Source organism: Solihabitans fulvus (genome assembly GCF_008386585.1).
In the GTDB taxonomy this organism is placed as follows: Bacteria; Actinomycetota; Actinomycetes; order Mycobacteriales; family Pseudonocardiaceae; genus Solihabitans; species Solihabitans fulvus.
In genome coordinates, this window is the sequence record NZ_VUOB01000041.1 from 220,228 (window position 1) to 241,579 (window position 21,352).

The window sequence follows — 21,352 nt, forward strand, 5'->3', positions numbered from 1 at the left end:
CCGTGAGCGTGCTGATCGTGACCGGAACGGGCACCGAGATAGGCAAGACGATGGTGACTGCCGCGATCGCGGCACTCGCCACGGCCGAGGGTCGGCGCGTCGCGGTGCTCAAGCCGGCGCAGACCGGCCTGTTGCCCGGCGAGCCCGGTGACGTCGACGAGGTCGCCCGCCTTGCCGGCGACATCACCGCCCGCGAGCTGCGGCGCTACCCGGAGCCGCTGGCCCCGGCGACGGCCGCCCGCCGCGCCGGGCTGCCCGAGGTGCATCCTGCCGACGTCGCCGCGTCCGTCGTCGGCTTGGCCGCCGAGCACGACCTCGTCCTCGTCGAGGGCGCTGGCGGGCTGCTGGTCCGGTTCGACTCGGCGGGCGCCACTCTCGCGGACGTCGCGTGGGCCGTCGGCGCGCCCGTGCTGGTGGTCGCCGAGGCAGGCCTCGGCACGCTGAACGCGACCGCGCTGACCGCGGAGGCGCTGCTGCACCGGGGCCTCGAGTCCATCGGCGTGGTGGTCGGTCGGTGGCCGGCGGAGCCGGACCTGGCCGCGCGCTGCAACCTCGCCGACCTCCCCGACGCGGCGGGCGCACCCCTGCTCGGCGTGCTGCCCGACGACCTCGGCGCGCTGCCCAGGGCGGAGTTTCTCGACGTCGCGCGGCGCTCGCTGTCGCCGTGGTTCGGCGGCACGTTCGACCCGGAGGCGTTCTCCGCGCAGTTCGCGGCACGTTGACGCACTGCGTCCCCAGAACGGCGACGCACCGCGTTCCCAGAACAGTGACGCACCGCGTTCGTCCGATCGCCGCGCGATAGCTCGATCAGTGACGCACGTCGCGTCGGTGCGCGGCGAGGTGTGCGGCAGACTTGTCCGAGCCTCCCGCCCCGTGGACTTGGAGACAGCGTGACCGCAGCCCCGCAGACCGCAGCAGCCGATACCGACCCGCGCGACGTCCTGTCGATCGCCCGCGAGCAGGTGCTCGAGCGCGGCGAGGGGCTGTCCGAGGAGCAGGTGCTCCGAGTCCTCCAGCTCCCCGAGGACCGCCTCGAGGAGCTGCTGGCGCTGGCCCACGAGGTCCGGATGCGCTGGTGCGGTCCCGAGGTCGAGGTCGAGGGCATCGTCAGCCTGAAGACCGGCGGCTGCCCGGAGGACTGCCACTTCTGTTCGCAGTCCGGCCAGTTCCCCTCGCCGGTGCGTTCGGCCTGGCTGGACATCCCCGGCCTGGTCAGGGCCGCCAAGCAGACCGCGGCGACGGGGGCGACCGAGTTCTGCATCGTGGCGGCCGTGCGCGGCCCGGACAAGCGGCTGCTCTCGCAGGTGCGGTCCGGCATCGAGGCCATCAGGGCCGAGCCGGAGACCAGCGACATCAACATCGCCTGTTCGCTCGGCATGCTGACCCAGGACCAGGTCGACGAGCTCGCCGACATGGGCGTGCACCGCTACAACCACAACCTGGAGACCGCGAAGTCGCACTTTCCCGAGGTCGTCACCACGCACTCCTGGGAGGAGCGCTGGGACACCCTGCGGATGGTCCGCGACGCCGGCATGGAGGTCTGCTGCGGCGGCATCATCGGCATGGGCGAGACGCTCGCCCAGCGAGCCGAGTTCGCCGTGCAGCTCGCCGCGCTGGAGCCGGACGAGGTCCCGCTGAACTTCCTGATCCCCAACCCGGGCACGCCGTACGAGAACTACCCGGTGGTCGAGGGCGTCGAGGCGTTGCGCACGGTGGCGGCGTTCCGGCTCGCGCTGCCCCGCACGATCCTGCGGTTCGCCGGCGGCCGCGAGCTGACCTTCGGCGACCTCGGCGCGAAGCAGGGCATGCTCGGCGGCATCAACGCGATCATCGTCGGCAACTACCTGACCAACCTGGGCCGTCCGGCCGTCCAGGACCTGGAGATGCTGGACGAGCTCAGCATGCCCATCAAGGCGCTCAACCAGACGCTCTGAGGGATCGCTCAACCAGACGCTCTGAGGGAAACCGGGACACATGGACGAGTTCTGCGGCTGGTGCGGCAAGTCGACCGGCGAGGGCGAGCACGGCGCGTGCGCGAGCAGGCTGGGGCTGGTCGACCCGCCGAGGTTCTGCTCGGCCTGCGCGCGTCGGATGGTGGTCCAGGTGACGCCAGCCGGGTGGTCCGCGAGGTGCAGCAGGCACGGGGAGTCCACCTCGGAGCAGGCAACCGACTAGTGTCGGACCTCCGCGGTTCCTGGAGGAGGTCAGTGGTGTCGGACCAGCCGGTGGATGCGTCGGTCGAGCGCGCGGTTCCGGTTCGCGTGCCACCAGCGCCGCAGCCCGAAGCCGCCGCGGTGGAGATCCCGCCGTTCGGGTACTACCACCCGTTTCCGTTGGCGCACCGCAAGCCGAGGGTCGTGGTCAAGGCCGACCTGCTCCCTGCGGTCAGCGTCGGCTCCCTGGTGATGCTGCTCGGCCTGCCGCTTGGCTGGCTGTGGTCGCGGCTGGCTCCGGCCGAGAACATTCTGGTGGTCCAAGGCGGAAAGCTGATCCCGGTGCCGCTGGAGAGCTACCACCGCTTCGACGACCTCGTGCTGTTCGTGCTCCTCGGCCTCGGGGCCGGGCTGGTCACGGGCGTGGCGATCTGGCTGCTGCGCGAGCGGCGCGGCCCGGTGGTCATGCTGGCGGCGATCGCCGGTTCGCTCGGCGCTGCCTGGCTGATGAAGGGCGTCGGCGTGGCCTGGGCGGGCGGCCGATACGCGGTGACCGCCGCGCCCAAGATCGGTGACGTGGTGCCGAACGCGCCGGTGCTGGAGAGCGCCTGGGTGCTGATCGCCTGGCCGATGGCCGCCGCCCTCGCCTACGGCGCGCTGGCGGCCTGGAACGGCATGGACGACCTGGGGCGCCGGCTCAGCTGAGCGCTCCTCAGTGCATGGCCCGCCCGCGATGGGGCCGCGTCAGTTGAGGCTCGGTGGCGCGCCGAGGTCGACGAGCGGGGCCGGCACGGCGTGCAGGGTGCTGAGGATGCCGGCCTCGCGGTTGAGCATTCGCCGGACCAGCCGCAGCCGCCTCGGCACGGACGTCTCCTCCAGCAGCCGCTGGCGGTCCTCGACGGCCAGCAGGCAGTCGCTGGCCAGCACGTAGGCCAGCGTCTCGGGTTCGGTGTCGGCCGGCGGCTCGGTCCAGTCCTCCTGCTGCCACGCGGCGGCGCAGTAGCGCTGGTGCGCCGAGCGGGCGGCGTCGGCGAGCACCGGCACGGTGTCGGCCGCTGCCGTGGGGGCCGGCGCGTCCGGCAGCCATTCCACCTCGCCGAGCAGGTACGGCGCGCTGCTGTCGTCCACGTCGAGCAGCCGGAACCGCCGCTCGCCCCTGGTGACGATGTCGAAGCGGCCGTCGGGCAGCCTGCGGGCCTCGCGCAGCAGCGCGGAGCAGCCGACGGTCCGCATGGACTCGACGTCGTCGACGACGTCCCAACCCTGCTTGATCGAGACGACGCCGAAGCTGCGGCCCGGCACGGCCCCGGTCATCAGGTCGACGGTGAGCTGGCGGTATCTGGGCTCGAAGATGTGCAGTGGCAGCGACACGCCGGGCAGCAACACGGTGCCCAGCGGGAACAACGGAATCGTCTCGGCCACACAGGTACGTTACGTCGCCGACTCCTGGTGTGCTGGTCAATGAACCCCAGGGCAGGGGAACGAGGTTCGGCCCTCAGCGGAATCGGCCAGGTGCCGCAATGGCAAGCCTCACGCGCGAGCGCTGCCCGGCGGGCGCAGCACGGCGAACGGGTCGGTGACCAGGATTCCCCCTGCGGTGAAACGAAAGAGCGCGGCGGGCCTGCCGCCGGAAGGGCCGGGCGGCGCGGTGTGCCCGGTGGGTTCGAGCAGGCCGCGACGGGACAGCACCCGTTGCAGGTTCGTGGCGGAGACGCGGTAGCCGAGGGCGGCGGAGTACAGCTCGCGCAGCGCGGAGACGGTGAACTCCGGCGCGGCGAGCGCGAAGCCGAGGTTGGTGTAGGACAGCTTGGCGCGCAGGCGGTTCCGGGCGCGCAGCACGATCGCCTCGTGGTCGAAGGCGGTGTCCGGCAACGCTTCCACGGGGTACCAGGAGGTGTCGTTCGGCAGTTCGGGGTCGTTGTCGCAGGGGACCAGCCCGAGGAAGGCGGTGGCGACAACGCGCTCGCCGGGCACCCGGTCGGGCGCGCTGAACACGGCGAGCTGCTCCACGTGGGCGAGCTGTCGTACGTCCACCTTCTCGGCGAGCTGCCGCCGGATGGACGCCTCGACGTCCTCGTCGGCGCACAGCCGACCACCGGGGAGTGACCACCGGCCACTGTGTGGTGCCAACGCCCGTTGCCAGAGCAGGACCTGTAGTGATCCCTGCCTCACTTGGAGTACTGCGGCGAGAACCTCGTGCCCAGCTTGACCCGTTCGGGTGTTAATATCGACCACGTTTTCGATTCTAAGGCGAAAACCTCGGAAACGGAAACTCGCGGCCGGCACCCGTCGGCTGCGGAGTCTCGACAAGCACCTGCTTGCGGAATCACGCATCCCGCCGGCGGGGTCGAGCGATCTTCACGGCGCGAGGAGGACCCCATGGCCGCTACTGCACCACTGGAGCGGACCGCGAGCGAGACGAGCGTGTTCGAGTCCGCCTACGGCGGAGTCGAGCCGGACGCAGCCTGGCGCGACGAGGTGCTTCGCCTCGCCGCCGAGAAGGACGCCGTGATCCTCGCGCACAACTACCAGCTGCCCGAGATCCAGGACATCGCCCACCACACCGGCGACTCGCTCGCGCTGAGCCGGATCGCGGCCGCGAGCGACGCGTCGACCATCGTGTTCTGCGGCGTGCACTTCATGGCCGAGACGGCCAAGATCCTCAGCCCGGACAAGACCGTGCTCATCCCGGACGAGCGGGCGGGCTGCTCGCTCGCCGACTCGATCACCGGCGACCAGCTGCGCGAGTGGAAGGCCGAGCACCCCGGCGCCGTCGTCGTGTCGTACGTGAACACCACGGCCGAGGTGAAGGCCGAGACCGACATCTGCTGCACGTCGTCCAACGCGGTCGAGGTCGTCGCGTCGATCCCGGCCGACCGGGAGGTGCTGTTCCTGCCGGACCAGTTCCTCGGCGCGCACGTGCGGCGCAAGACCGGCCGGGAGAACCTGCACATCTGGGCGGGCGAGTGCCACGTGCACGCCGGCATCAACGGGCCGGAGCTGGCGGCGCGCGCCGCGGCCGATCCGGACGCCGACCTGTTCATCCACCCCGAGTGCGGCTGCGCCACCTCGGCGCTCTACCTCGCCGGGGAGGGCGCGGTGCCCGCCGAGCAGGTGAAGATCCTGTCCACCGGCGACATGCTCGTCGCGGCCCGCAGCACCAAGGCGAAGTCCGTGCTGGTGGCGACCGAGATCGGCATGCTGCACCAGCTGCGCAAGGCCGCCCCGGAGATCGACTTCCGCGCGGTCAACGAGCGGGCGTCCTGCAAGTACATGAAGATGATCACCCCGGCCGCGTTGCTGCGCTGCCTGCGCGACGGCCTCGACGAGGTGCACGTCGACGCGGAGACCGCGCGCAGGGCGAAGGGCGCCGTGCAGCGCATGATCGAGATCGGGCAGCCCGGGGGCGGGGAGTGAGCACGCAGGCGATCGCGGCCGAGGGCGGTTCCTCGGTGCGGTGGGAGGCCAGCGCCGACCTGATCGTGGTCGGCACCGGGGTCGCCGGGCTCACCGCCGCGCTGCACGCCCAGTCCCTTGGGCTGCGGGTGCTGGTGCTGAGCAAGGGCGACGGGTCCGAGGGCAACACCCCGTGGGCGCAGGGCGGCGTGGCCGTCGTGCTGCCCGGCGAGCACGACGAGGGTGACACCGTCGAGCGGCACATCGCCGACACGCTCGTGGCCGGAGCGGGGCTGTCCGAGCGGGACGCCGTCGCGGCGATCATCGCGGACGGGCCGGCCGCCGTTTCGATGCTGCGGAAGCGGGGCGCGGTCTTCGACATGTCGGCGGACGGCACCCTCGCCCGAGGCAGGGAGGGCGGGCACAGTGCGTTCCGCGTCGTGCACGCTGGGGGCGACGCCACCGGGGCCGAGGTCGAGCGCGCGCTGTTGGCGGCGGCCAGGGACGGGCGGGTGCCCGTGCTGGAGCAGCACGTGGCCGTCGACGCCCTGCGCAATCCGGTCGGCGCGGTGTGCGGGCTGCTGGTGCTCGACGAGACCGGCGTGCCAGGGGTGCTGACCGCGCCGGCCGTGTTGTTGGCGACGGGCGGGCTCGGGCAGCTCTACCAGGCGACGTCCAATCCCGAGGTCGCCACCGGGGACGGACTGGCGCTCGCGCTGCGGGCCGGGGCGTTGGCCGCCGACCTGGAGTTCCTCCAGTTCCACCCGACCGTCCTGTACACCGGGCGCGGCGCGCGCGGACGGTGTCCGCTGGTGACCGAGGCCGTGCGGGGCGAGGGCGCCGTGTTGGTGGACGCCACCGGCGCCAGGGTGATGCTCGGGGTGCATCCGCTGGCCGATCTCGCGCCACGGGATGTCGTGGCGGCGGCGATCACCCGGCGGATGGCCGAGGAGCCCGGTGGGATCGACGATCACGTCTTCCTTGACGCCACGCACCTGGACGCGGCGACGTTCCGGCAGCGGTTTCCGACCGTGCTCGCGGCGTGCCTCGCCACGGGGGTGGATCCGGTGCACGACCCCATTCCCGTCGCGCCGGCCGCGCACTTCGCCTGCGGCGGCGTGGTGACCACTGTGGACGGTCGGACCGGTGTTGTCGGGTTGTACGCGGCCGGCGAGGTCGCGCGGACCGGGTTGCACGGCGCGAACCGGTTGGCGTCCAACAGCTTGTTGGAGGGACTGGTCATGGGGGCGCGGGCGGCCGAGTCGGTGGCCGCCGACCTTGCGCTCGGGGCGCTCGCCGACCCGCGTGGGCCGTGGGAGGTCGCCGTGCCGGTGGCGCCCGTGGCCGACCGGGACGCGTTGCAGCGGGTGATGAGCCGGTATGCGGCGATCGGGCGGGATGCCGAGGGTCTCGCGGTGGTCGGGTCGGTGCTCGATCTGTCCACTGTGGACAAGGCGTTGGAGACGCGCGAACTGGTCGAGAACGCGGCGCTCACGTTGGCAGCGCGGGCGTTGATCGGTGCGGCGGCCGAGCGGACCGAGTCGCGCGGTTGTCACGTGCGGACCGACTACACGACGGTCGACGACAGTGTGTGGCGGCGCAGCCAGTTGGTGCGCCTCAATCCGTCCGGCCAGCCGGTGCTGGCGGACGCCGGAGCATTGAGGGGTGTGGCATGAGTTTCTCCCCGGAGACGGTGGCCGCGTTGCGTGCGGCCGGCCTCGAGGTGGCGGACGTGCAGCGGGTGGTGACGACCGCGCTGGCCGAGGACCTGCGGTACGGCTCGGACGCGACCACCCAGGCGACGGTCCCGGCAAGCGCGATCGCCGCCGCGGAGATCACGCCGCGCGTGCCCGGCACGCTGGCGGGGATTCCCGTTGCGCTTGCGGTGTTCGACGAGGTGCTCGGCGCCGAGTACGAGGTGCTGGAGCGGAGGGCGGACGGCGACAAGGCCGTGCCCGGCGAGCCGGCCGTGGTGTTGCGGGGGCCGGTGCGCGGGCTGCTGACGGCGGAACGGACCGCGTTGAACCTGGTCTGCCACCTGTCCGGGGTGGCGACGTCGACCGCGGCCTGGGTCGACGCGATTCGCGACACCGGGTGCGCGGTGCGGGACTCGCGCAAGACCCTGCCGGGGCTGCGGTTGCTGGAGAAGTACGCGGTGCGGTGCGGCGGCGGGGTCAACCATCGGCTCGGGTTGGGCGACGCGGTGCTGATCAAGGACAACCACGTGCAGGCGGCGGGTTCGGTGACGGCTGCGCTGGCCGCCGTTCGGGCGCACTCTCCGGAACTGGCGTGCGAGGTCGAGGTGGACAGCCTGGCGCAGCTCGACGAGGCCGTTGCGGCGCGGGCGGAACTGGTGCTGCTGGACAACTTCACCGTGGCGGAGTGCGCGGAGGCCGTTCGGCGGGTGCGGGCCGCCGGCGTGCCGGTGCGGCTGGAGGCCTCCGGCGGGTTGACGCTCGACGTGGCTCGGGCCTACGCCGAGACCGGGGTGGACTACCTGGCGGTCGGCGGGTTGACGCATTCCGCCGCGGCGTTGGATCTGGGGCTGGATCTTCGGTAGGGAGCAGGCCGCGCCGCTCCGACGGCAGACCGTCGGAGTGGCGTGCCCTCGCCCGGTTCAGAGCCTGCGGTTCAGAGCCTGCGGTTCGCGAGCACGGGGATCGCCTGCCGCGCCTGTTCGACGACGTCTCCCGAGACGTCTACGAGCAGCATCTCGGGGGCGGCGGCCAGCTGGGCCACCACCCGACCGAACGGGTCGGCGACCGTGCTGTGCCCGATGCCGGTCGGCGCGGTGCCCTGCGGGCGTTCGCCGGACGCGGCCGGGTCCGCCTGGCCGCAGGCGAGCACCCAGCACGTGCTGTCCAGCGCCCTCGCCCTGACCAGCAGCTCCCACTGTTCCCGCTTGCCCTCGCCGGCGCCCCAGGACGCGGGCAGCAGGATCGCCGTGGCGCCGAGGTCGGCCAGCGCGCGGAACAGTTCGGGGAAGCGGACGTCGTAGCAGGTGGCCACGCCGAAGGTGACGCCGTCCAGCTCGATCGTGACCGGCTTGTCGCCCGGCGCCACCGTGCGGGATTCGGCGAAGCCGAACGCGTCGAACAGGTGGATCTTGTCGTAGCCGAGGTGTCGGCCGTCGCCGGTCACCAGGAGGGTGTTGCGGACCCTGCCGTCCTCGGCCGGGGTGAACATGCCGGCGACGACCAGAACGCCGTGCTCCTGCGCGATCTCGCCCACGGCCGTCGCCCACGGGCCGTCCAGGGGCTCGGCGACCGGGCCGAGCGGCACGCCGAACCGGCACATGGTGGCCTCGGGGAACACCACCACCCTGGCCCCTTCGCTCGCCGCGCGCGCTACTCCGTCCCTGACCAGGGCCAGGTTGGCCGCCGGCTCGGCGGTCGAGGTGATCTGGCAGAGGGCTACTCGGATGCTCACCCCGCCATCTTCGTGCCGACCGGGCCTGCCGGCCAAGGCCTGCGGGCGACCGGAAACGTGGCAAGGTCAGTTCGTGTTCGCCAACAGCCGACTTGTTGCCAATGGTTTGCAGCAGTCTCTAGAGTCTCGCTTCGTGTCCCCGCGCCGCGCCCTGGTGGCCGTCCTGCTCGGCTCCGCCGTGCTGGCGACGGCGTGCACGACGACGGCCACCCCCGCCGCGGACGGCGGCAAGGACGGCACCTCGATGGTGCTCGCCGCCGCTCAGGAGCCGAGCACCCTCAACCCGCTCCTCGGCTACGGCGAGCAGGGCGCGTCGAAGATCTACGACGGGCTGGTCGAGCACCAGGCCGACCGTTCGCTGCGCCCGCTGCTCGCCGCCGAGCTTCCCGAGCCGTCGGCGGACGGGAAGTCCTGGACGGTGAAGCTGCGCGGCAACGTCAAGTTCAGCGACGGCAGCCCGTTCGGCGCGGAGGACGTCGTGGCGACCTATCGGGCGCTGCTCGATCCCGCATTCGCCTCGCCGCTGCGCGACTCCTTCGGGATGCTCGCCTCGGTCGACCAGGTCGACGCCACGACCGTGCGGTTCACGCTCGCCTATCCCTACGCGCCGTTCCCCGACAAGCTCGTGCTCGGCATCGCGCCCCGCGCGGCCCTCGCGAAGCCGGCCCCGCTAGCGGGCAACGAGCTCGGCACGAAGCCCGTCGGCACCGGGCCATACAAGCTCGCCGACTGGCACAAGGGCGAGCAACTGGTGTTGCAGGCCAACGACTCCTACTTCGACGGCGCGCCGAAGATCAAGAAGATCACGGTGATCTTCGCCGGCGCGGACAGCGCACGGGCGCAGCGCATGCAGGCCGGTGAGTTCGACGGGACGATGCTGCCGCCGACGTTGGCCAAGAACTTCGACAAGGCCACCGGCATGCGGGTGATCAGCCAGCGCAGCGCCGAGTACCAGACGGTCGAACTGCCAACCAAGAACGCGGTCACCGGGGACAAGGCCGTGCGGCTCGCGCTCAACTACGCGGTGAATCGGCAGAGCATGGTGGACGGCGCGTTGGCCGGACACGGTTCGCCCGCCTACACGCCGATCCCGGAGGCCATGCCGGAGTTCTTCGAGCCGACCGCGAAGTTCCGCTACGACAAGGCGGAGGCGGCTCGGCTGCTCGACCAGGGCGGGTGGGCGCTCGGTCAGGACGGGGTGCGGGCGCGCGGTGGCGTCCCGGCCAGGTTCACGCTGATGTACCCGGTCGACGACACCGTGCGGCAGGGCCTGGCCACCTCGTTCGTCGCGGACGCCAAGGCCGTTGGCATCGACGTGCAGCTGGCCGGGCTCGCGTGGCCCGCGATCAAGCCGAGGCTCGCCGACGACGCGCTGCTGTTGGCCGGCGGCACCCCGTTCGATCCCGACCTGACGGCGTACGAACTGCTGCATTCCTCCTTTGCCGGCAAGGGGTTCGCCAATCCTGGCTCCTACGCCGACCCGCAGGTCGACGCCGCGCTGGACGCCGGGCGCAGGACCACCGACCCCGCGCAGCGGGCCGCCGCCTACAAGCAGGCCCAGCGCGCCTACGTCGCCGACCCCGGCATGGTGTTCCTCGCCTTTCCCGACCACACGTCCGTGGTGCGCGACAACTGGACCGGCTACCAGGACGTGGTCGACCCGCACACGCACGGCCTGACCTGGGGACCGTGGTGGAACGTGCAGAAATGGAGCAACAAGTGATCGACCTGGACGCCGTCCGTGCCGACACACCCGCCGCGCAGCGGCACATCTTCCTGGACAGCGCGGGCTCCTCGCTGCCGCCGACCCAGGTGCTCGACGCCGTCGTCGACCACCTGCGCACCGAGGCCGAGATCGGCGGCTACCGCGCGGAGGACGACCGCGCCGACGATCTCGCGGCTGGCTACGCGACCCTGGCCGAGCTGCTCGGCTGCGAGGCCGACGAGGTGGCGTTCAGCGACAGCGCGACCAGGTCGTGGCTCAGCGCGTTCGACGCCGTCCCGCTCGGCGGCGGCGACCGCGTGCTGATCACCGAGGTCGAGTACGCGGGCAACGCCGTTCCGTTGCTGCGCAGGGCCGAGGAGGTCGGGGCGAGCGTCGAGGTGATCCCCTCCGACGAGACCGGCGCGGTGTCCGTCGAGGCGCTGCGTGAGCTGCTGGACGAGCGGGTCAGGCTCGTGTCGTTGGTGCACGTGCCGACCAACGGCGGCCTGGTGAATCCCGTTCGCGAGGTGGCCGACGCGGCGCACGAGGTCGGTGCGCTGGTGCTGCTGGACGCCTGCCAGTCGGTCGGCCAGCTGCCCGTGCGCGCGGACGAGCTCGGCGTGGACATGCTGTCCTTCACCGGTCGCAAGTGGCTGCGGGGGCCGCGCGGCACCGGCGTCCTGGTGGTGCGGCGCGCGGCGGCGGCGCGGTTACGGCCCCGGCTCGTCGACCTGCACAGCGGCGCCTGGACGGGTCCGCAGGAGTTCTCGCTGCGCGAGGACGCGCGGGTGTTCGAGCTGTGGGAGAACTCGATCGCGGGGCGGCTCGGCCTGATCGCCGCCGCCCGCTACGCCCTCGACCTCGGCATCGAGGCGATCGAGGCGGCGGTGACCGCGCGCGCCGAACGACTGCGGGCCGGCCTGGCGGACGTGCCGGGAGTGACGGTGCACGACCTCGGCGCCAGGCGCTGCGGCACCGTGACCTTCGGCGTCGCAGGGCTTTCCGCGACGCGGGTGTGGGAACTGTTGCGGGCCAAGGACATCACGGTCACCGTGAGCCGGGCTTCCTCGACGCTGCTCGACATGGGCAAGCGGGGGTTGGCGGAGGTGGTGCGTGCCTCGCCGCACTACTTCGTGTCCGACGACCAGCTCGACGCGTTCGTCGACACGGTGCGCACGATCGCCGCAGGCTAGGCGTTCCATCCCGTGAGGTGCGGCTGGCGGCTGGCCGGCCTGCGAGTGCGGTGCGGCCGCGCCTCCGGTGCCCGCAGGTAGGTCAGTCGTGTCCGGATGTCGGACGGTGAGGCGGCCAACCGGCGGCGGAGGTTACGCCTCGGCGTGCACGGCCTATTCTTGGGTCAGCGAAATACTCCCCGCCACCAGCAGAGGACCTCTTCATGCTGAGCCGTACCGACCTGCGTGGTCGCGTCCCGTCCCCGGCCGAGCTGCGGGCGGCGTTGCCGCGCGCCGAGGTGGACGTGGACGCCGTGCTGCATCAGGTGCGGCCGGTGGTCGAGGCGGTGGCCGAGCGCGGGGTGGACGCCGTGCTGGAGCTGGCCGAGCGGTTCGACCGGGTCCGGCCAAGCAGCGTGCGGGTGCCGGTTGGGGAGCTGCACCAGGCCCTCGCCGACCTGGACCCGCCGGTGCGGGCCGCGCTGGAGGAGAGCATCGCGCGGGCCAGGCTCGTGCACGCCGACCAGCGGCGCGCCGACGTGACCACGCAGGTCGTGGCGGGCGGCACGGTGACCGAGCGGTGGGTGCCGGTGGCCAGGGTCGGCCTGTATGCGCCCGGCGGGCTCGCCGTCTACCCGTCCAGCGTCGTCATGAACGTCGTGCCCGCGCAGACCGCCGGGGTCGAGTCGCTGGTGGTCTGCTCGCCCCCGCAGGCCGAGTTCGGCGGCCGGCCGCACCCGACGATCCTCGCCGCGTGCGCGCTGCTGGACGTCGAGGAGGTGTGGGCGGTCGGCGGTGCGCAAGCCGTTGCTCTGCTCGCCTACGGCGGCGTGGACACCGACGGGGCGGAGCTCGCGCCGGTCGACCTGGTGACCGGGCCGGGCAACATCTACGTCACCGCCGCGAAGCGGTTGCTGCGCGGGCTGATCGGCATCGACTCCGAGGCTGGCCCGACGGAGATCGCCGTGCTCGCGGACGAGACTGCCGACGCGGTGCACGTCGCGGCCGATCTGATCAGCCAGGCCGAGCACGACCCGCTCGCGGCGAGCGTGCTCGTGACGACCTCGGCCGAGCTGGCGGACGCCGTCGACGCCGAGCTCGACCGGCAGGTCGCGGCGACCAAGCACAGTGAGCGGATCCGGACCTCGTTGCGCGGCAGGCAGTCCGGCTGCGTGCTGGTGTCCACTGTGGACGACGGACTGCGCGTGGTGAACGCCTACGCCGCCGAGCACCTGGAGATCCAGACCGCCGACGCCCGCGCGGTGGCGGCCAGGGTGCGCAGCGCTGGCGCGGTGTTCGTCGGTGCGTACGCGCCGGTCTCGCTCGGCGACTACTGCGCGGGCTCCAACCACGTGCTGCCGACGGGCGGCTGCGCGCGGCACTCGTCCGGCCTGTCGGTGCAGACCTTCCTGCGCGGGATCCACGTGATCGACTACAGCGAGGACGCGCTGCGCGAGGTCGCCGACAAGGTCGTCGCGCTCGCCAACGCCGAGGACCTGCCGGCGCACGGCCAGGCCGTCACCGCCCGCTTCGCGGCAGGCGGTCGGGCATGAGCGAGGACTCGTCGGCAGGGGAGGCCGTGGTCGGGGCGCGGGTCGAGTTGGCCGATCTGCCGCTGCGCGAGGACCTGCGCGGCAGCACGCCCTACGGCGCGCCGCAGCTGGACGTGCCGGTTCGGTTGAACACCAACGAGAACCCGTACCCGCCGCCGCCGGAGCTGGTGGCCGACGTGACGCGCGCCGCCGCCGAGGCCGCCGCGCAGCTGCACCGCTACCCGGACCGGGACGCGGTGGCGCTGCGCGCCGACCTGGCCGGCTACCTGGCCGCGTCGACGGGCGTGCCGCTGACCGTGGCGAACGTCTGGGCGGCCAACGGCTCCAACGAGATCCTGCAACAGATCCTCCAGGCCTTCGGCGGGCCCGGCCGCACCGCGCTGGGGTTCGAGCCCTCCTACTCGATGCACCCGATCATCGCGGCCGGCACCCGCACCGAGTGGGCGCCCGCGCCGAGGCGGGCCGACTTCTCCCTGGACACCGCGGCCGCCGCGGCGCTCCTCGCCGAACGACGCCCCGACATCACGTTCGTGACCAGCCCGAACAACCCGACCGGGCAGTCGATCCCGCCCGTCGAGCTGCGCGAGCTGGTCGCGGCGGCTCCCGGCATCGTGGTGGTGGACGAGGCCTACGCCGAGTTCTCCGGCAGGCCGAGCGCGGTCACGCTGCTCGACGAGTTCGCCGACCGGCTGATCGTCACCCGCACCATGAGCAAGGCGTTCGCGTTCGCGGGCGGCCGGCTTGGCTACCTCGCCGCCGCGCCCGCCGTGGTGGACGCGTTGCAGCTGGTCCGGTTGCCCTATCACCTTTCCGCGCTCACCCAGGCGGCGGCGCGGGCGGCGCTGCGGCATGCCGACGCCACGCTCGGCTCGGTCGCGGCGCTGGTCGCCGAGCGGAACCGGGTGGTGGAGTCGTTGGCGGGCCTGGGTTTCGAGGTCGTGCCGAGCGACGCGAACTTCGTGCTGTTCGGGCGGTTCGAGGACGCGCGCGCGGCGTGGCAGGGCTATCTCGACCACGGCGTGCTGATCCGTGACGTCGGCATCGCGGGACATCTGCGAGTCACCGTCGGCACTCCCGATGAGAACGACGCTTTTCTCGCCGCGAGCAAGGAGATCAGCAGGTGAATCGCGTAGCCAAGGTGGAGCGGAGCACCAAGGAGTCCTCGGTCTACGTCGAGGTCGACCTCGACGGCGCCGGCAAGGTGGACATCAGCACCGGTGTGCCGTTCTACGACCACATGCTGACCGCGCTGGGTGTGCACGGCGCGCTCGACCTCGTGGTCAGGGCGACCGGTGACGTCGAGATCGACGCGCACCACACGGTCGAGGACGTGGCGATCGTGCTCGGTCAGGCGATTCACGAGGCGCTCGGCGACAAGACCGGGATCCGGCGGTTCGGCGACGCGTGGATCCCGATGGACGAGACGCTGGCGCACGCCGCGATCGACGTGTCGGGGCGGCCTTACTGCGTGCACGTCGGCGAGCCGGAGGCGTTCAACACCTTCACGATCGGCGGCAACTACCCGTTCGTGCTGAACCGGCACGTGTTCGACTCGCTGGCCTTCCACGCGCAGCTCGCGCTGCACGTGCGGGTGGTGCACGGCAGGGATCCGCACCACATCGCCGAGGCGCAGTACAAGGCGGTCGCGCGGGCGCTGCGGGCGGCCGTCGAGCCGGACCCGAGGCTGGTCGGCGTGCCGTCCACCAAGGGTGTTCTGTAGGAAAACCGTTGTAGGGAAGGCATTTCGTGTCGAAGGACTGGGTCTGGGTTGCCCTGCTCGCGCTGTCGGGGTTTCTGATCGGCGGGGTCTACACGACCTGGAAGACCGCGAAGTTCATGGCGACGGTGCTCGCCGTCTGCGCCCTGCTGGCCGCGGGCGGCGCCGTCGCGTGGATGCTCTCCTAGGCTGCGCCGCGCTGTATTTGACCTAGCGGTACAGAATTCTGCTAGGGTTGGCTCATGGGCAGGCCGAAGCAGTTCGATCCGGACGTCGCGGTGGAACAGGCGATGGCGACGTTCTGGCGAAAGGGCTACGCCTCGACCACGCCGCAGGATCTCGTTGCCGCGCTCGGCATCGGCAAGGGGAGTCTCTACAACACGTTCGAGAGCAAGCACGCGCTCTTCGAACGGGCGCTGCGGCGCTACCGGGACACCGCCGCCGCCGAGCTGGTCGAGATGCTGGGGCGGCCCGGTCCGGTGAAGGAGCGGCTGCGCGCGGCGATGGAGGCCATCGTCGAGTTCGACCTGGCCGACCCGGACCGCAAGGGCTGCTTCGCGGTGAACACCGCGGCCGAGCTGGCCGGCGTCGATCCGGAGGCGACCGGGCTGGTCGCCAGGATGTTCGCCCGCACGGAGAGTGCGCTCCTGGCGGTCATCGAGGAGGGGCAGCGCTCCGGCGAGCTGGACCCCGGCCGGGACGCCGAGGCGATCGCCAGCATGTTGCTCGCCGTGGTGATCGGGATGCGGGTCCTGGCGAAGACGGCGGACGGCCCCGCGCAGTTGCGCCGGACCGTCGACGCGGCCCTCGACGCCTGCTGACCCTCGTTTCTGCTGCCTGCTGACACTCGATTTTGCTGTCACAGCAGGGTTCTGGGCTGCCCATAATTTGTACTCATAGGTCAAAAACGGAGATCACCAAGGAGCACAGCATGGACCTCCACCTTTCGGAGAAGACCGCCGTCGTGACCGGCGCCAGCCGGGGCATCGGGCTGGCCGTCGTCCGCAGGCTGGTCGAGGAGGGCGTCCGCGTCGTCGGCGCGGCCCGCACGATCACCACCGAGCTGACGGACTCCGGCGCGGTGCCGGTGGCCGTCGACCTCAGCACGCCGGAGGGCGCCGACGTGCTGATCGACCGGGCCACCACCGAGTTCGGCGGGATCGACGTGCTGGTCAACAACGTCGGCGGCGGCGACGCGGTCTCCGGCGGCTTCCGCACCATCGACCCGGACGCCTGGCGGCGCACCTTCGACGTGAACTTCTTCAGCGCCGTGCACGTCACCAGGGCCGCGCTGCCCAGTCTGCTGGCCAGCAAGGGATCCGTGCTCACCGTGTCCTCCGTCGGCGCAAGGCTGCCCGGCGCGGGCCCCGCCGACTACAACGCGGCCAAGGCGGCGCTCACCGCGCTCGGCAAGGCGCTCGCCGAGGAGTTCGGCCCGCAGGGCCTGCGGGTGAACACCGTCTCGCCCGGTCCGGTCCGCACCGCCATCTGGGAGGCCGCCGACGGGTTCGGCGGGACGCTGGCCGCCGCCAACGGCGTCGAGCTCGGTGACTTCCTCACTCAGGTGCCCGCGATGATGGGCATGACGACCGGGCGGCTCATCGAGCCCGAGGAGGTCGCCGCGCTGATCGCCTTCCTCGCCTCGGACCACGCGCGCAGCATCGCCGGGGCCGACCACCTCATCGACGGCGGCCTGTCCAAGTCGGCGTGACAGCGGCTCGTCCCGCGCGCACACCCGACTGACCCGTGGATCGGATGCCGCCTTCGGTGCTCGGCTTGAGTTTGGGGCGTCGGGGCTGACCACCTCATCGACGGCGGCCTGTCCAAGTCGGCGTGACGTTTCACCCCGACAGAAGCGGAGGCACGTGGGTCAGATGCCGCCTTCGGTGCTGGGCTTGAGTTTGGGGGCGCCGGGGCCGTTGGTGGACTGCACGTCGTCGGTGTTGTAGAGGCCGCAGCTGCGCAGGGACAGGCAGCCGCAGCCGATGCAGGAGGTCAGCCGGTCGCGGAGCCGTTGCAGCGCGTCGATCCTGGTGTCCAGCTCGACGCGCCAGTTGTTGGACAGCCGCGCCCAGTCGGACTTGGTCGGCGTGCGGCCCTCGGGCAGGGTCGCCATCGCGGCGCGCACGTCCTCCAGGCTCAGCCCGACGCGTTGCGCGGTGCGGATGAACGCCAGCCGCCGCAACACCGAACGCGGGTACCTGCGCTGGTTCCCGCTGGTCCGGTCGGAGGCGATCAGGCCGCGCTCCTCGTAGAACCGCAGCGCAGTGTGCGGCACCCCGCTCCGGTCGGCGACCTGGCCGATGGTGAGCAACTCCGGCAGTCTCGTCACCCGGACAGCTTAGGGTTCCGAGGCTCAGACCTCTACCCTGGTAGAGGTTCCACGGCGGATGTCACGTGCCGGCGCGGGGATCCGGCGGGGCGAGGTTGTCCGGCGGGTAGTCGGGCGTGGTCCAGCCCAGCGTGCGGAAGGCGAGCCAGGACAGCCCCTCGGCGATCTCCTCGACGGACATGCCCTGGTTGTGCCGCTGGAACTCGTACAGTTCCGGCGCGAGCGGCGCGAGCAGCATGTCCAGCAGCGGTGCCGTGCCTGGCACGCCTGCCGCGTCGAGCAGCACTCGGATGTGCGTCCGCCAGAACCCGTAGACGCCGGTGCGGAACCTGGCCCGCCCGGTCTCGGCGCCGAGCGCCAGGTGCAGGTGTCGCTCGAGCAGCTCGATCATGGCCCGGTAGAACGCGGCGAGGCGTTCTGGCGGGGTCGCGCCGGGACCGAGCGGCGGCACGCCGGTCAGGATGCGTTCCTGGAGTTCGCGCTCGTGCTCGTCGAGCAGGGCCTGCGCGATGGAGGTCGGGTCGGGGTAGCGGCGGTACAGCGTGGCCCTGCCGACCCCGGCCGCGCGCGCGATGTCCTCCATGGTGACGTCCTTGGCGTTGCCGTCGGCGAACAGCTTCTCGGCCGCCTCGAGCACGCGCGCGCGGTTCCTGGCGGCGTCGGCCCGCTCCTGCCTCGGCTGCTCGGCGCTGACCGGGGCGACGGCGCCGAGCACGACCTCGGCGACCGGGATCCGGCCGAGGTTGGCCTGGTGCCCGTTGGCGCGCGGCGGAGGCCTGTCGGTGCTGCTGCGACCTGCCATGGCACCACCTTACGTCTTGCCGGGGAAGTGGACGTGTCGTCCGTCTTCACTTCCAACTATAAGCGGACAAGGTGTCCACTTGTGCGCTATGGTAGCCGCATGTACATCGCTCTCCTCGCCTCGGCCCTGCTGGTCGGCGCCCTCCTGGCCGTCCAGGCGTCGGCAAACTTGCAGCTGAACCGGGCTGTGGGGACTCCGTACGGGGCGTCAACGCTGCAACTGACCGTTGCGGCCGTCCTGTTGGCCGTTCTCGCCGCCGTGGTGGGCGGTCTGGGCGCACTGCACGCGCTGCCGGATGTGACCTGGTGGCACCTGCTTGGCGGCCTGGCCAGCCCGCTCTACATCACCAGCGGAATCCTGTTGTTCCCCAGGCTCGGCGCGCTGACCGCGGTCGGCCTGTTCGTCACCGGGCAGATGTTCGCCTCGCTCGCCCTCGACCTCGGCGGCATCATCGGCGTCAAGCAGGTGCCGCTGAACCTCGGCATCGTGCTCGGCGCGGTCGCCGTGCTCGTCGGCATCACGCTGATCGTCCGAGGCCAGCTCGCCGCGCAGAAGGGCGGGCCGGGCACCGCGGTGGCCGCCGACACCAAGCCGGCCGTCGCGCAGGGCGGCTGGATCGTCCTCGGCATCATCGCCGGTGGCGTGCTGCCGTTCCAGGGCGCGATCAACGCCCAGCTCAGGGCGGACCTGCACGCGCCGATCACGGCGGCGATGCTCAGCTTCATCGTGGCCGTCGTCGCCATCACGATCGTGCTGCTGGTGCTGCGGGCCACCAACCGCACGCCGGCGCCGAAGTTCGCCCCGCTCAAGCAGATGCCGTGGTGGGGGTGGCTCGGCGGCGCGTGCGCGGCCGCGTACGTCACCGTCACCTTCCTGCTCATCCCGGTCATCGGCGCGGCGACCACGGTGGCCTTCACCGTGACCGGCCAGCAGGTCGCCTCGGCGGTCATCGACCAGAACGGCTTCTTCCGGCTGCCCAAGCGGAAGTTGACCGGGCCGCGCGTCGGCGGCGTCGTGCTGCTCGTGCTCGGCTCGTTCCTCGTCCAACTGGCGAGGTAGCCCGACGCGACCGAACTGACCGGGGCCGTCACCCCGGTCAGTTCGGTTTCTGCTTTCGCCCCAACCGATCCTCGCTCCCGGCCCGTTCGACGAGTCGACGCGCGCCGAAGGAGATGGTCCGCAAGTCCCTGACCACTGGTCCCCACCAGAAGCGAGACACATCATGCTCAAGCCCTACCTCGCCGCGCCGGACACCTACGCCTTACCGTCCGCGTTGCCCATCGTCGGCGCCGGCGTGCTTCCCGTGCACGCCTACGTGATCCGCGCCGAGGAGCCGGTGCTCATCGACGCGGGCCTGCCCATCGACAAGGGCGCGTTCGAGGCCGAGCTGTGGAACCTGATCGACCCGGCCGACCTGCGCTGGATCTTCGTCACCCACGACGACCGGGACCACATCGGCAGCCTGACCGAGATCCTGGCCGCGGCGCCGAAGGCCACCCTGGTCACCAACCAGCTCTCGGTCGACCGGATCGCCGAGTACTGGAACGTGCCGGCGCACCGGGTCCGCACCGTGAACACCGGCCGCTCGCTCGACCTCGGCGACCGGCGGATCACCGTGGTGCGCCCGCCCGCCTACGACTCGCCGTCCACCCTCGCGGTCTACGACCACAAGCTGGACACGCTGTTCAGCGCGGACAGCTTCGGCACCGTGCTGCCGGAGTTCGCCGAGAGCGCGCAGGACGTCAGCGAGTCCGACTACTTCGACGGCCTCGCGCTGTTCACCAGGGCGAACGCGCCGTGGACCGCGCTGGTCGACCAGAACAAGTTCGACCGGGTGATCGACGACATCCGCAAGCTCAACCCCGGCCGGATCCTCAGCTCGCACGGCCCGATCGCGGCAGGCCGCACCGACGCGCTGCTCACCGCGATGCGGTCCATTCCCTCGATGACCCCCTGGCTGCCGCCGGAGGACGTCGAGGTCGAGGCCGTGCTGGAGCGGCACGAGGCCGAGCTGGCCGCGCTCCGCGACGTCGCGGCTCCCTGACCAACCCGCACGCTCGACAAGGCCCAACCCGGAAGGAAGATTCCATGGCAGCGCAGACCGAGGTCGACCTGACCCCCCAGCCGGGGGTGATCGTCGTGTTCTCCGACATCTGGTGCTCGTTCGCGCACGTGACCGTGTACCGGCTGCACGAGACCCGCCGCAGGCTCGGGCTGGAGGACAAGGTGGCCTTTGACCACCGCGCCTTCCCGTTGGAGCTGCTGAACAACAAGCCAAGCCCGAGGACCGGCACCGACAGCGAGGTCGGCAGGATGGGCAGCCTCGAACCGGGCGCGGGCTGGCAGCTGTGGCAGGACAAGGACTGGCTGTTCCCGTCGACGACGCTGCCGGCGCTCGAGGCCATCCAGGCGGCGAAGGCGCAGAGTTTCGCCGCGTCCGAGCAGCTGGATCTGGCGCTGCGCAAGGCGTTCTGGGCCGAGTCGCGCTGCATCGCCAACCGCAGGGTCATCCTCGACGTCGCGGAGAGCACTGGGGTCGTCGACGTGCCGGCGCTGACCGAGGCGCTCGACGACGGCAGGGCCCGGCGCCAGTTGTCGGACCAGGCGGCGATCTCGGCGACCGACCAGATCAACTGTAGCCCGCACCTGTTCCTGCCGGACGGCACCGACTACGCCAACCCCGGCATCGAGTCGACCTGGGTCGGCGACTACGGCGTCGGCTGGCCGGTCATCACCTCCGACGACCCCTCGGTGCTGGAGGACATGCTCAAGCGCGCGGCTGGCTAGTGCGGACACCGCGCTAGCCGGCAGCGGGGAGGTCGGCCCGGTTCGTACGCGTCACGAATCGGGCCAATCGCCCGATTTGTCCCGGAGTCGATCGATCGCCCGAACCGACCGCCATAACTACCCGAACTGGCCGTCAGAACTACCGGCAGCCGGATGGAACAACGGAGAGGCATTACTCCGAACCAATCGAATGGGCTGATCGCCAATGTTTTCCGTATAGTTCCGATCAATTAGCCAACAAATCAACTTTCCAGGCGTCACCAAGAGATGGGCGGTGACGCCATATTGGCGTGCGCACGTCCTCCT

The 21,352-nt window shown here is 71.6% G+C and carries 23 protein-coding genes; 18 read left to right on the top strand and 5 right to left on the bottom strand.

Translation table 11 applies throughout. The features are described from left to right. The first annotated feature begins 2 nt into the window (after positions 1-2). The 4 genes from bioD (at position 3) to F0L68_RS22960 (ending at position 2,858) form a co-directional block, all read left to right on the top strand. The gene (gene bioD, locus F0L68_RS22945; protein WP_149851695.1) at positions 3-722 is read left to right on the top strand and encodes a dethiobiotin synthase; all 720 of its coding nucleotides are present in this window, start codon (positions 3-5) and stop codon (positions 720-722) included. A 168-nt stretch (positions 723-890) separates the two neighbouring features. Further along, a complete protein-coding gene (gene bioB / locus F0L68_RS22950; protein WP_188316752.1) occupies positions 891-1,934 on the top strand; it encodes a biotin synthase BioB in 1,044 nt (347 codons plus the stop codon). 40 nt (positions 1,935-1,974) lie between these two features. Continuing rightward, complete coding sequence (bsaP, locus tag F0L68_RS22955) at positions 1,975-2,175, top strand: biotin synthase auxiliary protein BsaP (protein WP_149851697.1); 201 nt, start codon at positions 1,975-1,977, stop codon at positions 2,173-2,175. 35 nt (positions 2,176-2,210) lie between these two features. Next, a complete protein-coding gene (locus F0L68_RS22960) occupies positions 2,211-2,858 on the top strand; it encodes a DUF2567 domain-containing protein (RefSeq protein ID WP_438672311.1) in 648 nt (215 codons plus the stop codon). Between the two features lie 39 nt (positions 2,859-2,897). On the opposite strand, the gene F0L68_RS22965 is transcribed toward F0L68_RS22960, so the two are convergent. Continuing rightward, positions 2,898-3,575: an LON peptidase substrate-binding domain-containing protein gene (locus F0L68_RS22965; protein WP_149851699.1), complete on the bottom strand. Its 678-nt coding sequence runs from the start codon at positions 3,573-3,575 to the stop codon at positions 2,898-2,900. 108 nt (positions 3,576-3,683) lie between these two features. Then, a complete protein-coding gene (locus F0L68_RS22970) occupies positions 3,684-4,379 on the bottom strand; it encodes an NUDIX hydrolase (protein WP_276313896.1) in 696 nt (231 codons plus the stop codon). 153 nt (positions 4,380-4,532) lie between these two features. Here F0L68_RS22970 and nadA point away from each other — a divergent pair, with 153 nt between their 5' ends. Genes nadA through nadC form a run of 3 tightly spaced genes read left to right on the top strand, consistent with a single transcriptional unit; the run spans position 4,533 to position 8,109 of the window. Further along, positions 4,533-5,570, top strand: a complete 1,038-nt coding sequence (nadA, locus tag F0L68_RS22975; RefSeq protein WP_149851701.1) for a quinolinate synthase NadA — start codon at positions 4,533-4,535, stop codon at positions 5,568-5,570. Continuing rightward, positions 5,567-7,225: an L-aspartate oxidase gene (locus F0L68_RS22980; protein ID WP_149851702.1), complete on the top strand. Its 1,659-nt coding sequence runs from the start codon at positions 5,567-5,569 to the stop codon at positions 7,223-7,225. Before nadA ends, F0L68_RS22980 begins: the two co-directional genes overlap by 4 nt. Next, positions 7,222-8,109, top strand: coding sequence for a carboxylating nicotinate-nucleotide diphosphorylase (gene nadC, locus F0L68_RS22985; RefSeq protein ID WP_149851703.1), 888 nt, complete (start codon positions 7,222-7,224; stop codon positions 8,107-8,109). The genes F0L68_RS22980 and nadC overlap by 4 nt, the downstream gene beginning before the upstream one ends. A 71-nt stretch (positions 8,110-8,180) precedes the next feature. On the opposite strand, the gene F0L68_RS22990 is transcribed toward nadC, so the two are convergent. Next, the gene (locus F0L68_RS22990) at positions 8,181-8,972 is read right to left on the bottom strand and encodes a carbon-nitrogen hydrolase family protein (protein WP_149851937.1); all 792 of its coding nucleotides are present in this window, start codon (positions 8,970-8,972) and stop codon (positions 8,181-8,183) included. A 139-nt stretch (positions 8,973-9,111) separates the two neighbouring features. Between F0L68_RS22990 and F0L68_RS22995 the strand changes: the two genes are divergently transcribed. The 8 genes from F0L68_RS22995 (at position 9,112) to F0L68_RS23025 (ending at position 16,836) form a co-directional block, all read left to right on the top strand. Next, positions 9,112-10,701 (top strand): ABC transporter substrate-binding protein, encoded by a 1,590-nt coding sequence (locus tag F0L68_RS22995; protein WP_223199048.1) that lies wholly within the window; start codon positions 9,112-9,114, stop codon positions 10,699-10,701. Further along, positions 10,686-11,876: an aminotransferase class V-fold PLP-dependent enzyme gene (locus F0L68_RS23000; RefSeq protein WP_188316753.1), complete on the top strand. Its 1,191-nt coding sequence runs from the start codon at positions 10,686-10,688 to the stop codon at positions 11,874-11,876. Before F0L68_RS22995 ends, F0L68_RS23000 begins: the two co-directional genes overlap by 16 nt. A gap of 203 nt (positions 11,877-12,079) precedes the next feature. Beyond that, on the top strand, positions 12,080-13,408 hold the full coding sequence (hisD, locus tag F0L68_RS23005; protein WP_149851705.1) for a histidinol dehydrogenase: 1,329 nt from the start codon (positions 12,080-12,082) through the stop codon (positions 13,406-13,408). Continuing rightward, positions 13,405-14,532 carry a histidinol-phosphate transaminase gene (locus F0L68_RS23010; protein ID WP_149851706.1) on the top strand — a complete coding sequence of 376 codons (1,128 nt, stop codon included), beginning with the start codon at positions 13,405-13,407 and terminating at the stop codon, positions 14,530-14,532. Before hisD ends, F0L68_RS23010 begins: the two co-directional genes overlap by 4 nt. Further along, positions 14,529-15,128, top strand: coding sequence for an imidazoleglycerol-phosphate dehydratase HisB (gene hisB / locus F0L68_RS23015; RefSeq protein ID WP_149851707.1), 600 nt, complete (start codon positions 14,529-14,531; stop codon positions 15,126-15,128). The genes F0L68_RS23010 and hisB overlap by 4 nt, the downstream gene beginning before the upstream one ends. A gap of 26 nt (positions 15,129-15,154) precedes the next feature. Continuing rightward, positions 15,155-15,313, top strand: coding sequence for a CG2302 family histidine operon protein (locus F0L68_RS42560; protein ID WP_188316754.1), 159 nt, complete (start codon positions 15,155-15,157; stop codon positions 15,311-15,313). A 54-nt stretch (positions 15,314-15,367) separates the two neighbouring features. After that, positions 15,368-15,946: a TetR/AcrR family transcriptional regulator gene (locus F0L68_RS23020; RefSeq protein WP_149851708.1), complete on the top strand. Its 579-nt coding sequence runs from the start codon at positions 15,368-15,370 to the stop codon at positions 15,944-15,946. 110 nt (positions 15,947-16,056) lie between these two features. Next, the gene (locus tag F0L68_RS23025) at positions 16,057-16,836 is read left to right on the top strand and encodes an oxidoreductase (RefSeq protein ID WP_149851709.1); all 780 of its coding nucleotides are present in this window, start codon (positions 16,057-16,059) and stop codon (positions 16,834-16,836) included. Between the two features lie 159 nt (positions 16,837-16,995). On the opposite strand, the gene soxR is transcribed toward F0L68_RS23025, so the two are convergent. Both soxR and F0L68_RS23035 read right to left on the bottom strand, forming a co-directional pair. Next, on the bottom strand, positions 16,996-17,457 hold the full coding sequence (soxR, locus tag F0L68_RS23030) for a redox-sensitive transcriptional activator SoxR (protein ID WP_149851710.1): 462 nt from the start codon (positions 17,455-17,457) through the stop codon (positions 16,996-16,998). Positions 17,458-17,518: 61 nt separating this feature from the next. After that, a complete protein-coding gene (locus F0L68_RS23035; protein WP_149851711.1) occupies positions 17,519-18,259 on the bottom strand; it encodes a TetR/AcrR family transcriptional regulator in 741 nt (246 codons plus the stop codon). A gap of 99 nt (positions 18,260-18,358) precedes the next feature. On the opposite strand from F0L68_RS23035, the gene F0L68_RS23040 reads away from it, so the two are divergent. The 3 genes from F0L68_RS23040 to F0L68_RS23050 all read left to right on the top strand — a co-directional run bounded on the left by F0L68_RS23040 (position 18,359) and on the right by F0L68_RS23050 (position 21,046). After that, entirely contained in the window at positions 18,359-19,318 is a 960-nt protein-coding gene (locus tag F0L68_RS23040) for a DMT family transporter (RefSeq protein ID WP_149851712.1), read from the top strand. A gap of 163 nt (positions 19,319-19,481) precedes the next feature. Further along, entirely contained in the window at positions 19,482-20,303 is an 822-nt protein-coding gene (locus F0L68_RS23045; protein ID WP_149851713.1) for an oxygen-binding di-iron domain-containing protein, read from the top strand. A gap of 44 nt (positions 20,304-20,347) precedes the next feature. After that, a complete protein-coding gene (locus F0L68_RS23050) occupies positions 20,348-21,046 on the top strand; it encodes a DsbA family oxidoreductase (RefSeq protein ID WP_149851714.1) in 699 nt (232 codons plus the stop codon). Positions 21,047-21,352: the final 306 nt, after the last annotated feature.

Bases quoted from the DNA above. Each gene is read 5' to 3' on its own strand.
- F0L68_RS23035 (WP_149851711.1), bottom strand. From the start codon at position 18,259: ATGGCAGGTCGCAGCAGCACCGACAGGCCTCCGCCGCGCGCCAACGGG.
- F0L68_RS23050 (WP_149851714.1), top strand. From the start codon at position 20,348: ATGGCAGCGCAGACCGAGGTCGACCTGACCCCCCAGCCGGGGGTGATC.
- F0L68_RS23040 (WP_149851712.1), top strand. From the start codon at position 18,359: ATGTACATCGCTCTCCTCGCCTCGGCCCTGCTGGTCGGCGCCCTCCTG.
- nadC (WP_149851703.1), top strand. From the start codon at position 7,222: ATGAGTTTCTCCCCGGAGACGGTGGCCGCGTTGCGTGCGGCCGGCCTC.
- hisD (WP_149851705.1), top strand. From the start codon at position 12,080: ATGCTGAGCCGTACCGACCTGCGTGGTCGCGTCCCGTCCCCGGCCGAG.
- F0L68_RS23020 (WP_149851708.1), top strand. From the start codon at position 15,368: ATGGGCAGGCCGAAGCAGTTCGATCCGGACGTCGCGGTGGAACAGGCG.
- nadA (WP_149851701.1), top strand. From the start codon at position 4,533: ATGGCCGCTACTGCACCACTGGAGCGGACCGCGAGCGAGACGAGCGTG.
- F0L68_RS23010 (WP_149851706.1), top strand. From the start codon at position 13,405: ATGAGCGAGGACTCGTCGGCAGGGGAGGCCGTGGTCGGGGCGCGGGTC.
- F0L68_RS23045 (WP_149851713.1), top strand. From the start codon at position 19,482: ATGCTCAAGCCCTACCTCGCCGCGCCGGACACCTACGCCTTACCGTCC.
- bsaP (WP_149851697.1), top strand. From the start codon at position 1,975: ATGGACGAGTTCTGCGGCTGGTGCGGCAAGTCGACCGGCGAGGGCGAG.
- F0L68_RS23025 (WP_149851709.1), top strand. From the start codon at position 16,057: ATGGACCTCCACCTTTCGGAGAAGACCGCCGTCGTGACCGGCGCCAGC.
- F0L68_RS23000 (WP_188316753.1), top strand. From the start codon at position 10,686: ATGGAGCAACAAGTGATCGACCTGGACGCCGTCCGTGCCGACACACCC.